The sequence below is a fragment of the Streptomyces sp. NBC_00727 genome (assembly GCF_045161745.1).
Taxonomy (GTDB): domain Bacteria; phylum Actinomycetota; class Actinomycetes; order Streptomycetales; family Streptomycetaceae; genus Streptomyces.
Genome location: NZ_CP108981.1, coordinates 3324500 through 3337543, shown reverse-complemented (window position 1 = coordinate 3337543; position 13044 = coordinate 3324500). Strand labels below are relative to the sequence as shown.

The 13044-nt window shown below is 72.4% G+C and carries 14 protein-coding genes and 1 pseudogene; 6 read left to right on the top strand and 9 right to left on the bottom strand.

The genetic code is table 11. The features are described from left to right. Window positions 1-447 carry a hypothetical protein gene (locus OG242_RS15025; RefSeq protein WP_405898639.1) on the bottom strand — a complete coding sequence of 149 codons (447 nt, stop codon included), beginning with the start codon at window positions 445-447 and terminating at the stop codon, window positions 1-3. A gap of 552 nt (window positions 448-999) precedes the next feature. On the opposite strand from OG242_RS15025, the gene OG242_RS15020 reads away from it, so the two are divergent. From OG242_RS15020 to OG242_RS15010, 3 genes are all read left to right on the top strand, one after another. Beyond that, window positions 1000-1338 carry a MerR family transcriptional regulator gene (locus OG242_RS15020; protein WP_405901619.1) on the top strand — a complete coding sequence of 113 codons (339 nt, stop codon included), beginning with the start codon at window positions 1000-1002 and terminating at the stop codon, window positions 1336-1338. A 315-nt stretch (window positions 1339-1653) separates the two neighbouring features. Then, the gene (locus OG242_RS15015; RefSeq protein ID WP_018522223.1) at window positions 1654-1857 is read left to right on the top strand and encodes a cold-shock protein; all 204 of its coding nucleotides are present in this window, start codon (window positions 1654-1656) and stop codon (window positions 1855-1857) included. A gap of 429 nt (window positions 1858-2286) precedes the next feature. Continuing rightward, window positions 2287-3828, top strand: coding sequence for a DEAD/DEAH box helicase (locus tag OG242_RS15010; RefSeq protein ID WP_405898638.1), 1542 nt, complete (start codon window positions 2287-2289; stop codon window positions 3826-3828). Window positions 3829-3889: 61 nt separating this feature from the next. On the opposite strand, the gene crcB (OG242_RS15005) is transcribed toward OG242_RS15010, so the two are convergent. Genes crcB (OG242_RS15005) through crcB (OG242_RS14995) form a run of 3 tightly spaced genes read right to left on the bottom strand, consistent with a single transcriptional unit; the run spans window position 3890 to window position 5036 of the window. Further along, complete coding sequence (crcB, locus tag OG242_RS15005; protein ID WP_405898637.1) at window positions 3890-4264, bottom strand: fluoride efflux transporter CrcB; 375 nt, start codon at window positions 4262-4264, stop codon at window positions 3890-3892. After that, on the bottom strand, window positions 4261-4620 hold the full coding sequence (locus tag OG242_RS15000; protein ID WP_405898636.1) for a DUF190 domain-containing protein: 360 nt from the start codon (window positions 4618-4620) through the stop codon (window positions 4261-4263). Before OG242_RS15000 ends, crcB (OG242_RS15005) begins: the two co-directional genes overlap by 4 nt. Further along, window positions 4617-5036, bottom strand: a complete 420-nt coding sequence (gene crcB, locus OG242_RS14995; RefSeq protein ID WP_405898635.1) for a fluoride efflux transporter CrcB — start codon at window positions 5034-5036, stop codon at window positions 4617-4619. The genes OG242_RS15000 and crcB (OG242_RS14995) overlap by 4 nt, the downstream gene beginning before the upstream one ends. 265 nt (window positions 5037-5301) lie before the next feature. Between crcB (OG242_RS14995) and OG242_RS14990 the strand changes: the two genes are divergently transcribed. Further along, a complete protein-coding gene (locus OG242_RS14990; RefSeq protein WP_405898634.1) occupies window positions 5302-6081 on the top strand; it encodes a peptidoglycan recognition protein in 780 nt (259 codons plus the stop codon). Between the two features lie 45 nt (window positions 6082-6126). After that, window positions 6127-6711, top strand: coding sequence for a GNAT family N-acetyltransferase (locus tag OG242_RS14985; RefSeq protein WP_405898633.1), 585 nt, complete (start codon window positions 6127-6129; stop codon window positions 6709-6711). Between the two features lie 82 nt (window positions 6712-6793). Here the strand turns inward: OG242_RS14985 and OG242_RS14980 are convergent. Then, window positions 6794-7615 (bottom strand): annotated as a pseudogene (locus OG242_RS14980) (IS200/IS605 family accessory protein TnpB-related protein); the annotation flags it as partial. Window positions 7616-7887: 272 nt separating this feature from the next. Between OG242_RS14980 and OG242_RS14975 the strand changes: the two are divergent. Next, window positions 7888-8511 (top strand): response regulator, encoded by a 624-nt coding sequence (locus tag OG242_RS14975; RefSeq protein ID WP_405901618.1) that lies wholly within the window; start codon window positions 7888-7890, stop codon window positions 8509-8511. A gap of 30 nt (window positions 8512-8541) precedes the next feature. On the opposite strand, the gene OG242_RS14970 is transcribed toward OG242_RS14975, so the two are convergent. The 4 genes from OG242_RS14970 to OG242_RS14955 all read right to left on the bottom strand — a co-directional run bounded on the left by OG242_RS14970 (window position 8542) and on the right by OG242_RS14955 (window position 12991). Continuing rightward, on the bottom strand, window positions 8542-8880 hold the full coding sequence (locus OG242_RS14970; RefSeq protein ID WP_405898632.1) for a P-II family nitrogen regulator: 339 nt from the start codon (window positions 8878-8880) through the stop codon (window positions 8542-8544). Beyond that, window positions 8877-10187 carry an ammonium transporter gene (locus tag OG242_RS14965; protein ID WP_405898631.1) on the bottom strand — a complete coding sequence of 437 codons (1311 nt, stop codon included), beginning with the start codon at window positions 10185-10187 and terminating at the stop codon, window positions 8877-8879. The genes OG242_RS14970 and OG242_RS14965 overlap by 4 nt, the downstream gene beginning before the upstream one ends. 174 nt (window positions 10188-10361) lie before the next feature. Then, on the bottom strand, window positions 10362-11906 hold the full coding sequence (locus OG242_RS14960; protein ID WP_405901617.1) for a hypothetical protein: 1545 nt from the start codon (window positions 11904-11906) through the stop codon (window positions 10362-10364). A gap of 170 nt (window positions 11907-12076) precedes the next feature. Next, the gene (locus OG242_RS14955; protein ID WP_405898630.1) at window positions 12077-12991 is read right to left on the bottom strand and encodes a glycosyltransferase family 2 protein; all 915 of its coding nucleotides are present in this window, start codon (window positions 12989-12991) and stop codon (window positions 12077-12079) included. Between the last annotated feature and the right edge of the window lie 53 nt (window positions 12992-13044).

Sequence of the window (13044 nt, the reverse complement as noted above, 5' to 3'; positions counted from 1 at the left end):
TCAGCCCCGCTGTCCGTTGCCGGCCGGGGGCCTGCGGTCCTCGGCGTCCTTGAGCAGGGAGAGCGCGAACCGCAGCAGCTCCGGCGGCAGTCCGTCCTCGTCGAGCCCCCGCCCGGCGAGACCGCTGATCTCGCCGGTCCGCCGCTTGGCCAGGAACTGCAGCCCGGCCACGACGTCGTCGACGACCTCGGACTCCTCCTTGAAGAACCGCCAGTCCACGCCGAAGCCGAGGCCCAGCGCCTTGAGGATCTCCTCGGACGGCTGGGTCACCTTGCCGGCCAGGATGTTGGAGAAGTAGCTGTGGGAGAGCGATCCGCCGCGCTCCTTGACCAGGTCGGCGAAGAACCGGCCCGAGATCCTCCGGCCGGGGAAGGTCTTCTCGACCATGTACTCGACCTTCTGGCGCAGCGTCCGCAGCTCCGGCGCGCGCTCTTCGCCGTTGTCCATCCGGCCCCCACGTTCACGTCCGCCGCAGGCCCCTGTCCGGTCCCGGGCGGCGCTCGATTCGGTCAACGGGCTCGTACTGTAACGAACCCCCGACCACCCTTCCGGGGGCGGGAGCCGGGAGGCGGCGCGAAGCGGAGCATTCTCATCCGGTGTCCGGAGCGGGCTTGCGCAAACACTCTACGTCACTGTTAACTCGAAAAAACATGGGCAGGGGGCCACGAGGGGAGTCCCTTGCCCGTGAAGACGCCGACGCGCGCCGCCGCGGGCGCGCGCGAAGGGGTGTAGCCCTTCACGACGGGGGATGCGTGAAGGGCTACCCGTGCATTATGGCCCCTGCCCCCGGCAGTCATCAACTGACCGGCCGGTCAGTGTCCTTGCCCGGGCCCGCCGCAGGTTGCCGGGTCCCGGCAGCCGCCCGCCGTCGTACGGTCACGCGCCGATTCCTTCCCTCGCCGGTGCAGGAAATCTGTCGCGGCTATGCTGGAGGCGATGGCTCGCACAATGAGAGATTCTCTGCACGGTGACGACGTCGGTGAGACGCGGCAGGAGACCCTGCCCTCCGAGACGCCCCGGCATGCCGCCGACCGTCTGGACGACGACGACTACCCCGCCTACACCATGGGCCGTGCCGCCGAGATGATCGGCGCCACCCCGCAGTTCCTCCGCGCGATCGGTGAGGCCAGGCTGATCACCCCGCTGCGGTCGGAGGGCGGTCACCGCCGCTACTCGCGCTACCAGCTGCGTATCGCGGCCCGGGCCAGGGAACTGGTCGACGGGGGCACGCCGATCGAGGCCGCGTGCCGCATCGTGATCCTGGAGGACCAGCTGGAGGAGGCGCTCCGGCTGAACGAGGAGCTGCGCAGGCCCGCCCGGGACGGCGACGCGGGCTGAGGCGGCCCCGCGGGAAGCGCTCCGGCGGCTCATGAATATCTGCAGGCGTCAGCGCAGGTTTTATTGCGATACGCGGCGAGGATTTGTGCCGTGCCGAGCGGAGTGAAATTACTCGACGCACCCGGACGCTTTCATTGTGCTACGGTGGTTTCAGTTGCAGTTGTGGTTCCCGAATTCCGAATGCTTTCGACGGCCGAATGGCCGACGAGTGTGCTGAATGTTCATCCGGCTTCATATCCGGACGGGGTAATCATCGCGGCGATGCGGGACTGGCGCAGTGCCAGTTCCGGGGATCTGCCCCAGAAGGAGAAAAAAATGGCTACTGGCACCGTGAAGTGGTTCAACTCGGAAAAGGGTTTCGGCTTCATCGAGCAGGACGGTGGCGGCGCTGACGTCTTCGCCCACTACTCGAACATCGCGTCCTCCGGCTTCCGTGAGCTGCAGGAGGGCCAGAAGGTGAACTTCGACGTCACGCAGGGCCAGAAGGGCCCGCAGGCGGAGAACATCACCCCCGCGTGAACCTGATCACGTCGGCGCCGGTGCGCTGAGCGTGTATCCGGGCTGGGGCCCGCACCTTGGGTGCGGGCCCCAGCCTGTTGTGTTTTTCGGTACTGCGCCGCCCCGTGCCGTGCCGGTACCATTGCGGTGAGCGCCCCCGAGGGCGCCTCGTCGTGCTCCACCGTCTCCACCGAGGGACGGATGATCCGCCTCCCCGGACGCAACGGTCCGGCGGAGCCCGCGACGTGACCCGCAGGCCCGCTCCACGGGCCGGCCCTTCACGTCCTTCGCGAAGCACCGGACCCGGCTCAGGCCCGGCCCGTATCGGCCAACGACCGGCCGTCGGCTTCGTTCACGTATGCCAACGGCCCGTTCTTACGCTTTCCACGCCGCTCACCGGCGCCGGAAACGAGTCGATACGCGCCCCGCCCAGCCGAGGAAAGGCCCCGCTTGAACCGCGACCGCACACCCCGTTCCACCGACCGATATTCCCGCACCCGTGGCGGAGCGCCGGATTCCGGCTCCCGTTCCGGCGGCGGAATCCGCACCCGGGGCGCGGCCCGCTCGGGACAGGCCCGTTTCGGCGCCTCCGACCGGCGTTCCGGCGGGTACGGCCGCAGGCCCGTCGCCCGGCAGGGCGAGTTCGAGCTGCCCAAGACCGTCACCCCGGCGCTGCCGCCCGTCGAGTCCTTCGCCGACCTGGACCTGCCCGACGCGGTGCTGTCGGCGCTGACCGCCCAGGGCGTCACCGAGCCGTTCCCGATCCAGGCGGCCACCCTGCCGAACTCGCTGGCCGGCCGCGACGTGCTGGGCCGGGGCCGTACCGGCTCCGGCAAGACGCTCGCCTTCGGCCTGGCCGTGCTGACCCGCATGGAGCGCCGCCGCGCCGAGGCCCGCCACCCGCTGGCCCTGATCCTCGTCCCGACCCGCGAGCTCGCCCAGCAGGTGACCGACGCGCTGACCCCGTACGCCAAGCCGCTGCGGCTGCGGATGGCCACCGTCGTCGGCGGCATGTCGATCGGCCGCCAGGCGGCCGCGCTGCGCGGCGGCACCGAGATCGTCGTCGCGACGCCGGGCCGCCTCAAGGACCTCATCGAGCGCGGCGACTGCATCCTGGACCGGGTCGAGATCACGGTGCTCGACGAGGCCGACCAGATGGCCGACATGGGCTTCATGCCCCAGGTCACCGCACTGCTGAACCAGGTCCGCACGGACGGGCAGCGCATGCTGTTCTCGGCGACCCTGGACCGCAACGTCGACCTGCTCGTCCGCCGCTACCTGCACGACCCGGTCGTCCACTCGGTGGACCCGGCCGCGGGCGCGGTGACCACGATGGAGCACCACGTGCTCTACGTGCGCGGCGCCGACAAGTACGCCACCACGACGGAGATCGCGGCGCGCGACGGCCGCGTGATCATGTTCCTGGACACCAAGCACGCCGTGGACCAGCTCACCGACCACCTGCTCAGCAGCGGGGTCCGGGCGGCCGCGCTGCACGGCGGCAAGTCCCAGCCGCAGCGCAACCGCACCCTGGAGCGCTTCAAGACCGGGCACGTCACGGTCCTGGTGGCGACCAACGTCGCGGCGCGCGGCATCCACGTCGACAACCTCGACCTCGTCGTCAACGTCGATCCGCCGAGCGACCACAAGGACTACCTGCACCGCGGCGGGCGCACCGCCCGGGCCGGCGAGTCCGGCAGCGTCGTCACGCTGGTGCTGCCCAACCAGCGCCGCGAGATGACCCGGCTGATGGCCGACGCGGGCATCACCCCGAAGGTCGCCGAGGTCCGCTCCGGCGAGGCCGAGCTGAGCCGCATCACCGGCGCACAGGCGCCCTCCGGCGTGCCCGTCACCATCACCGCGCCGCCCTCCGAGCGGTCCGCGGGCAGCTCGCGCGGCCGCCGCGGACGCCCGGCGCAGGCGCGCCGCGGCTCGGCCCCGGCGGCTGGGAACGGCGCACCGCGCCGTTCGTCCGGCAAGCACACCGGCTGACGCCCCGGTCCGGAGCCCGGCCTCCCCGACGGGGGGCCGGGCTCCGGCGTGCGCGGGGGGGTCAGGCCCAGAGCGCCCCGGCGAGCTCGACGCCCGCGAAGGCCGCGCCGAGGCCCAGGACCACGCTCGCCACGACGTTGGCCGCCGCGTAGGACCCGGCCCCGTCCTCGGCCAGCCGCAGCGTCTCGTAGCTGAACGTGGAGTACGTGGTCAGCGCCCCGCACAGCCCGGTCCCGAGCAGCAGTTGCAGATGCGAGGAGGCGGCCCCGGCCGCCACCGCGCCGGTCAGCAGGCCCAGGATCAGGCAGCCGGCCATGTTCACGGTGAACGTCCCCCACGGGAAGACGGTGTCGTGGCGGGACTGCACGGCCCGGTCGGTCAGATAGCGCAGCGGGGCGCCGACCGCCGCGCCGGCGATCACGAGGAGCCAGTTCACCCCTGCTCCCCCCGTATCCCCGGGCCCCGGCTCGTCACGATCTCGCAGGCGTCCAGGGTGACCGGGCAGCCGTCGGTCAGCTCGGCGATCCGCGGCAGGAACGCGCGTACCGCCTCCTCCGCGTCCACGACGATCACCGCCACCGGCAGGTCCTCGCTCAGCGAGAGCAGCCGCTGGGTGTGGATCACCGACGAGGCGCCGAAGCCCTCGATGCCCCGGAAGACGCTCGCACCGGCGAGCCCGGCGGCGTGCGCCCGGTGCACGATCTCGGTGTAGACGGGCCGGTGGTGCCAGCTGTCGGACTCGCCGACCAGCACGGTCAGCCGCATCCCGGGTTCGGTCACGGGTGTCGTCATGCCTGCCTCCACGCCAGTGCGCGGCGCGTCAGCCACACCGCGCTCCACACCGCCGCGAGGGCCGCGAGCAGTGTCACTCCGAGATAGACCAGTCCGGTGCCGGCCCGGCCCTTCGACACGAGCCGTTCGATGTCCACCGCGTAGGTGGAGAAGGTGGTGAACCCGCCGAGCACCCCGGTGCCGAAGAACGGCCGGACCAGCCGGTGCGCCGCCCACACCTCGCTGATCACCACCATGAAGACGCCGATGACCGCGCAGCCGATGACGTTGACCACGAGCGTCGTCCAGGGGAAGCCGCCGGTCGCTGCGGGCCAGAGCAGCGAGGCGCCGTACCGGGCGGAGGCGCCGGTCGCACCGCCCAGCGCGACCACGGCGACGACCGCGGTCTGCGGGTTCTTCGTGAATGAGCCGGGCATACGTCTCCTACCTGCCGGGGCGCCCGCTGGTCGTGGGCGCGCGTCTGCGCAAGTAGGGACCGTTGGCGGGCGCGCTCGCGTCCGCGGTTCGGGTACGGCGGGCCCCACCGCCGCGCAGCGGCCGTGACCGGCCCTCTGCCGCCCCCAGGATATCGCCGGAGCGGCCCGGCCCGGACGTGGCCCGGGGATATTCCTCGCCGGGGCGTTTTCACCCGATCGGCCACCTCATCTGCGCCCCGGGCGGTATAGCCGCAGGGTGGAAGCCATGTGGCCCCATCGAATATGGCTGGGTGCCGCGGTCCTCCCGCTGGCTCTGCTGGTCCCGCGGGACGCCCCGGTGCCCCACATCCTGGCCGAGCCGCCCGCCGCGCCCGCCCGTGACCGGGTCGGGACGGCGCCGCAGCCCGTGATCGTCACCAGGGCGGGCTGGCACGCGGACGAGTCCATCGTCCGGGAGCACGCCGTCTACACGGGCGCCGTACGGGCGGTCTTCGTCCACCACACGGGGGAGACGAACGACTACGACTGCGCCGAGGCGCCGGAGCTGATCCGGCACGTCGAGGAGGCGCACATCAAGGACCGGGGCTGGGACGACATCGGCTACAACTTCCTCGTCGACCGCTGCGGCACGATCTACGAGGGCCGGGCCGGCGGAGTCACCCGCTCGGTGCGCGGGGCGCACACCACCGGCTTCAACGCCGACAGCGTGGGCATCGCGGTGCTCGGCGACTACTACGACGGCGAGAAGGTCCCGGCCCCCGTCGTCCGGGCGCTGGCGGCGATCGCGGCCTGGAAGCTGCTGCCGGGCGAGGACCCGCGCGGCAAGGTGCGGCTGCGGTCGACGAACGACGCGAGCAGGTACCCCAAGGGCGAGGTGGCCGCGCTGAACGTCATCTCCGGCCACCGAGACACGTACCGGACGAGCTGCCCCGGCCAGGCGTTGTACGACAAACTGCCCGAGATCCGGACCATGGCGGCGGCCATGCGCGCGGCGGCCGGACAGGACGGCCGGACGGACACGGAGGACGCGAGCAATACGCACTAGTGCATAATCTGTTTGACGCTAGTACGTACGAGGTAGGGTGTCTCCATGCCCGCCACGAGCCCGCTCCCCGTGACCCTGACCGGCCGCCACGTCCGCGTCGAACCCCTCGCCCCCGCCCATCTCGACGACCTCTTCGCCGCCGGCGGTGGCGACGACGAGGTGTGGCGCTGGCTCGGCACCCCGACGCCCCGCACCCCGCAGGAGATGGAGGCCCTGCTGGCCGCCATGCTCACGGACGCGTCGTACGTCCCGTTCGCCGTCGTCCACCGGGCGAGCGGCCGGGCCATCGGCTGGACCACCTACCTGGACGTCGACGTGGCGAACGAGCGCCTGGAGATCGGCTGGACCTGGTACGGCCGCGCGTACTGGCGCTCGGCGGTCAACACGGAGACGAAGCTGCTCATGCTCACCCACGCCTTCGAGGACCTCGGCATGGGCCGCGTCCAGTTGAAGACCGACCACCTCAACGAGCGCTCCCAGGCCGCGATAGCCCGCCTCGGCGCCCAGCGCGAAGGCGTCCGGCGCCGCCACCGCCGCCGCCCGGACGGCAGTTGGCGCGACACGGTGTACTTCTCGCTGCTCGCAGAGGAGTGGCCGGAGGCGAAGGGGCGGCTGACGGCGTGGCTCTGACGCGAGTGCGCCCGGCCGGGTGCGGGTCCACCGACCGGTGGACACCCGGTTCCACCGGTCGAGGCTGCCGGGCGCACCGTTCCTATTCAGTGAGCAGGAGTGAGTCCTGGATCCATTCCTGTTCGCTGCGGACATCCCGAACGGTTTTGGGTGTCCTGGTTGCCCGCGTTCTCGCCGCGTCCGGTGGCACGGATCGTGTCCGTGGTCCGGGGGTGCGGGGGCGGGGTCCCTCACGCCCTGGGGTACCTGGTGCGGCCTGGACGGTCCGATGCCCATGCGCATCGCTCTGGTGCGCACAGGGCGGTGTCGTCCGACGCCGGATCGGGTGTCCGAGGGCGCGTCTCCCGATCGCGATGCCGGCGGCATCGTGACGGGACATCTTCCGGTGGGGTGTGGTCAGTGGCTTCTGCCAGTGCTGAGCACCCCACATCGAGGTGTAGGCCGGGTCGACCGCGATGATCGCGAGACCGTGTTCGGCGGCCATGGAGACAAGGCGTGCCTTGAGCTTGCCGGTGGGCAGGCCGGAGATCAGCTGCCGGAATCGCTTCCTCCGGCCGTGCTTCTCCCGCGTCTTCTCCGCGCTGAAGTCGAGGTCCTCGATGGCGATCGCGGTGACGCCGGTCCGGCGGGCCCAGTGCAGGAGGCGGGTGAGCGCGTGGCGGACCTGCGCGTCACGATGCCCTGCCGACCCCCTGAGGTCGTACGGAAAGCGGTGGGGTTCACCGACCGGGTTGCCGTGGAGGTCGAGGCGGTAGGCGGCGAAGTGGTCGGCGTTGGTGTCCACCCCGATCACACCCCCGGCCCTCGCCGCCTTCAACGGGACTGTCCGCCCGATCGGTTTCTGCCAGGACGCGGTCAGGTACCAGCGCCCTCGGCCGGTGTCGTAGTGGATGCGGTAGGCCACGAGGTACTTGAGACGGCCCCGCACCGCCACCCCGGACGGCCCGGGCACCACGAAAGACGCCGCCAACTCCCGCACATCGCCCACCACCGCACCCCCCGACCCACGACCGGCGCACCACATCACCCGTAACAACGAGCAACCCTCCACAAGGTCACCCATTCGATCCCAGAACTCATATCCCCCCACGCACACCCACCCCGCCCCGCTCACTCCCGAGCACTACAGCTCACCTATGTGCGCTCAGCCCACAGCAGTTCAACACCCCCGAACCCCTGCGCCTCATCCTGGCCGACGACCACACCGTGATGCGTGCGGGGCTGGTCGCCCTGCTCGGTTCCGAGCCGACGCTCGACATCGTCGGCGAGGCGAGCGACGGCCGCGAGGCCGTCGTCCTGGTCGAACGGCTCCGTCCGGACGTCGCCCTGCTCGACCTGCGCATGCCGGTCCTCGACGGCGTCGGCGCAACCACCGAGATCGTCGCGGGCCCCGCCCCGACCTGGGTGCTGATCCTCACCACGTACGACACCGACGCGGACATCGAACGCGGCGTGGAGGCGGGCGCCACCGGCTATCTGCTCAAGGACGCCACCCGCGAACAGCTGGTGGACGCCATCCACGCGGCCTCCCGCGGCGAAACCGTCCTCGCCCCGCGCGTCGCCCAGCGCCTGGTCGCCAAGATGCGGCGCCCCGCACCGGTCGCCCTGACCGCCCGCGAGTCAGACGTCCTCGAAGCGGTCGCGGACGGCCTGTCGAACGCGGAGATCGGCCGCCGGCTGTTGATCGGCGAGGCCACGGTGAAGACCCACCTGCTGCGCATCTTCGCCGAGCTGGACGTCAACGACCGCACGCGCGCGGTGGTGGTGGCGCTGGACACGGGGCTGCTGAAGCGCCGTTGAGGGCGGCGGACGCCTGCGGCGCCCGGTGGCCTACAGGGCGTCCGGCCCCCGCTCGCCCGTGCGGACCCGGATCACCGTCTCCACGTGCTGCACCCACACCTTGCCGTCGCCGATGCGGTCCGTCCGGGCGGCGCGGACGATCGCGTCGACGGCCGCCTCCTCGTCGGCGTCGGCCACGACCGCCTCGATCCGGAGCTTGGGCACCAGGTCCACGCGGTATTCGGCGCCCCGGTACACCTCGGTGTGCCCGTGCTGGCGGCCGTATCCGCCGGCCTCGGTGACGGTCAGGCCCTGGACGCCGGTCTCGCGGAGCGCGGTCTTGACCTCGTCGAGGCGGTGCGGGCGTATGACGGCGGTGATGAGCTTCACGGAGCTGTCTTCCTGTCCCTCGGGAGCGACGCCGACTGCGGGGCCGCGTGGCCCAGCGCGCCGTGATCGTAGGCGCTCTCCGCGTGCAGCGTCTGGTCGAGGCCCGTGACCTCCTCCTCGGCGGTGGCCCGCAGCCCCATCAGCCGGTCGACCGCCTTGCCGATCCCGTACGTCACGAGAAACGTGTACGCCGCCACCGCGACCACGGCGACCGCCTGCCTCAGGAGCTGGCCCGCCCCGCCCCCGTACAGCAGGCCCTCCGCGCCGCCGGTCATCGAGGCGGTCGCGAACAGGCCGATGAGCAGGGTGCCGACGACGCCGCCGGCGAAGTGGACCCCGACGACGTCCAGTGAGTCGTCGTATCCGAAGCGGAACTTCCACGCGACGGCGTACGAGCAGACGACACCGGCCGCGAGCCCGACGGCGGCGCCGCCCAGGATGGAGACCGTGCCGCACGCCGGGGTGATCGCGACCAGTCCGGCGACCGCGCCCGAGGCGGCGCCGAAGGTGGTGGGGTGTCCGTCGCGCCGCTGCTCCACGAAGAGCCAGCCGAGCAGTCCGGTGCAGCCCGCGACGATCGTGTTGAGCATCGAGGCGGCGGCGAGGCCGTTCGCGGCGAGGGCGGAACCGCCGTTGAAGCCGAGCCAGCCGAACCAGAGGAGCCCGGCGCCCAGCATCACCATCGGCAGGTTGTGCGGGCGCATCGCGTCCTTCCGGAACCCGATGCGCGGCCCCACCACGAGCGCAAGCGCCAGCCCGGAGGCGCCGGAGGCGATCTCCACGACGAGCCCGCCCGCGAAGTCCAGCGCGCCCAGCGAGTCCTTGACCCAGCCGCCGGGCCCCCAGACCCAGTGCGCGACGGGCGCGTATACGAGCAGCGTCCACACCGGTACGAAGACGAGCCAGGCGGCGAACTTCGTACGGTCCGCCACCGCGCCGCTGATCAGGGCCGCCGTGATGATCGCGAAGGTCAGCTGGAAGGTGGAGAACAGCAAGGTGGGCACCCCGCCGGTCAGCGCGTCCGGCCCGATGTCCGCGAGGCCCAGGTGCGCCAGGTTCCCCACCAGCCCGCCGAACGCGTCGTCGCCGAAGACCAGCGAATAGCCCGCGACCAGCCAGACCACGGTGACCAGCGCGATCGAGACGAAGCTCATCATCAGCATGTTGAGGACGCTCTTCGTGCGGACCATGCCGCCGTAGAACAGTGCCAGCCCGGGGGTCATCAGCAGGACGAGGGCGGTGGCGGCGAGCAGCCAGGCGGTGTCGCCGGAGTCCAGGCCGGCCGCGGCCGTGGTCACGGGGGTCACGGGAGAGTCCCTCCTCGGGGCGGGGTGCGGTGGGAGCGACTGCGAGCGTGACCGGCTCGCGTTTCGCCGAGGGACCCCGTGTGTTTCCGCCGCATTTCATTGCCCGGGTGTTGCCGGGATCTCACGGACCGTGGGAGGGCGCGGGCCCGCCCCGTGGCGGCGGACCGCCCGGTCTCAGCAGCCGCCTCCCGTGAAGCGGGCGAGCCCGTACGCCGAGTCCAGCCGGTACGTCCCCGCCTTCCGCACGGTCAGCCGCGTCCACTCCCCGTCCTGCCGCAGACAGGCCCCGGCCGGCCCGTGCACCCGGAGCCAGGGCGAGTGGGCGAGGCGTACGGTCACCGAGCCCGGGCGCTCCATGCGCAGGGTCAGGTCCGCGTCTCCACTGCCGGTGACGGTGGCCGGCGGGGGCGCGAGCGGGGTGGCGTCCCGGACCCGGTAGACCGTCCAGCCGTCGTCCTCCCACACCTGGTCCAGCCACGGCAACCCGCCCCTGAGCAGCGCCGCTTCGGCCTCGGCGGGCCCGTCCGGCTCCCCGTGGTGCAGGACGACGAGGCCCACGGCCCAGCGGTCGAGCCAGGCCCGGTAGCGGTCCGGGGTGAGGCGGCCCTCGTAGAAGAGGCGGCTGCGCTCGACGTCGAGCTGGCGGTTCCAGCCCCGGGCCATGTTGACGTGCGGGGCGAGGAGGGCGGCCTCCCGGTGGCTGCGCGCGGGGACGACCTCCACGCGGACCCGGCCGGCGCCCAGCCGGTCGAGCGCGGCGACGACGCCCTCCGTTCGGGATGCCCAGGCCGGCACGGGGGCGGAGGCGCGCAGGTCGTCCAGGGTCCTGTCGACGAGCCAGAGCCCGGAGAGCACGAGGACGGCGGCCAGCGCCCCCGTACGCACCCATGCCCTGGACCGGAACGTGGCGAAGGCGGCCGCGCACAGCACGGGCGCGGCGAGGAGGCCGAGCAGCCGCTCCACGTTCGTGCCGACGGGGGATGCGACGAGGAACGTGAGCAGCACGCCGACGGCGTACACGACGGCCCCGTACCGCGTCACCCGCCACTCCCGCGCACGCGGGGCGGCGCACGCGAACACCGCGCAGACGAGGACCGGCAGCCACAACCGGTCGGCGTGCATGGGCTGTTCGCCCCGGAACGGGAACAGCAGCGTGGTGGCCCCGACGACCGCGAAGAACGGGACCGTCAGCGCGATCCCCGCCCGCAGGCGGCGGTCCAAGAGGTACGCCGCGCCCGCCACGACCAGGAACAGCCCCGCCACCGGGCTCGCCATCGTGGCGAGCGCCCCCGCGACGACGGCCACCAGGGCCCGGTCGGCGTACCGGCACGCGACGAGCCCGATGGCGACGCCGAGCGCGAAGGTCGTACGCCCCGAAGCGACGTTGCACCACAGGGCGGACGCGGCGAGCAGGGCGGGCACGAGCGCGTGGCGCATCCCCGTACGCACGAGGAGGCCGGCCATGACCCAGGTGGCGGCGAGCCCGGAGAGGACGGAGACCGTGCGGACGCCGATGAGGGCCATCACGTACGAGGAGAGAACGCTGTAGTTGGCGGTGTGCATCCCGCCGTACCAGGAGAGGTTGTACGCCGATCCCGGGTGGCGCGCGGTGAATCCGGCCCAGGCCAGCTGCGCGGCGAGGTCACCGCCACCGGTGGCCAGGGCGGCGGCCCACACGGCGTACAGCGGCAGCACGGCCGCGACGCAGATCAGCGGCACGCGGTGGACCCGCCACCAGGTCCGCCACCAGGCCTGCCACCACACCCGCCGCCCCGGCTGCCGCTCCGACCCGCCCGCGTCAGCCCGCACCTCTTCACCGACCACCACGTGCCAAACCCTAGGCCGTGCCCTACCGGTCGGGGCCGCGTCCGCCGGGGTGCCGTGCCGTTCTAGAGGATCGGCGGCCGGCCCAGGCGGGTCATGCGCCACACGGTCCGCCAGCGCATCGGCGCACGCCGCCCGGCCGGCGTCCGGACCCCCTCGGCGAACCCGCCCCACCACGCCTTCAGGCCGGTCAGCGAGCGCATCCGCAGCATGGCCAGCGTGATCCACACGCCGAGGTAGACGGGGATCAGCGGCGCCGGGAGCCGTCTGCGCGCGAGCCACACCCGGTTCCGCGCGGTGAACCGGTAGTAGACCGCGTGCCTGGCCGGGGACGTCCGCGGGTGCTGGAGGACGAGCGTCGGCTCGTAGTGGATCTCCCAGTCTCCGTCGAGCGCCCGCCACGCGAGGTCGGTCTCCTCGTGTCCGAAGAAGAACTCGCCGGGCCACAGGCCGATCTGGCGGAGCATGGGCACCGAAAAGGCGTGCCCCCCGCCCAGGAACGCGGTCACCGGACCCCCGCGCATCGGATCGCCCGCCCGCAGCCGGGGCACCCAGCGCCGCTCGGTCCGCCCGTGCTCGTCGGCGACCCGGAACCCGATGATCCCGAGACGCGGGTTCTGCTCGAAGTGCCGCCGCACCTCGCGGAACACGTCCGTCGCGACGAGCAGCCCGTCGTCGTCCAGCTCGACGACCACATCGACCTCGCCCGTGTCGCGGAGCACCTCAAGCCCCACGTTGCGTCCCCCGGGGCACCCGAGGTTCTCGGTGAGCGGCACCCGGGTCACGACGGTGGCGCCGGGCGTCCCCGCCGCGTCCAGGACGTCGGTCGAAACGTCTTCGAGCGAGGTCGCGTTGCCGACGATGACCACCTGGGCGGCCGGCACGTCCTGCTTCGCCACGGCCGCGAGCAACGCCTCAAGCTCCCGGGGGCGCGTCCCCATGGTCACGATGACGACCCCGATACGCGGCGACAAGGTCATGGCGGCTCACTCCAGTGATCGGCAGGCCCCGATGGTAGGTCAGAGGCCGTGAG

Excerpts from the sequence above, each read along its gene's own strand:
- OG242_RS14990 (WP_405898634.1), top strand. The coding sequence starts at position 5,302 with ATGTGGCCCCATCGAATATGGCTGGGTGCCGCGGTCCTCCCGCTGGCT.
- crcB (WP_405898635.1), bottom strand. The coding sequence starts at position 5,036 with ATGCCCGGCTCATTCACGAAGAACCCGCAGACCGCGGTCGTCGCCGTG.
- OG242_RS15015 (WP_018522223.1), top strand. The coding sequence starts at position 1,654 with ATGGCTACTGGCACCGTGAAGTGGTTCAACTCGGAAAAGGGTTTCGGC.
- OG242_RS15000 (WP_405898636.1), bottom strand. The coding sequence starts at position 4,620 with ATGACGACACCCGTGACCGAACCCGGGATGCGGCTGACCGTGCTGGTC.
- OG242_RS14985 (WP_405898633.1), top strand. The coding sequence starts at position 6,127 with ATGCCCGCCACGAGCCCGCTCCCCGTGACCCTGACCGGCCGCCACGTC.
- OG242_RS15025 (WP_405898639.1), bottom strand. The coding sequence starts at position 447 with ATGGACAACGGCGAAGAGCGCGCGCCGGAGCTGCGGACGCTGCGCCAG.
- OG242_RS14955 (WP_405898630.1), bottom strand. The coding sequence starts at position 12,991 with ATGACCTTGTCGCCGCGTATCGGGGTCGTCATCGTGACCATGGGGACG.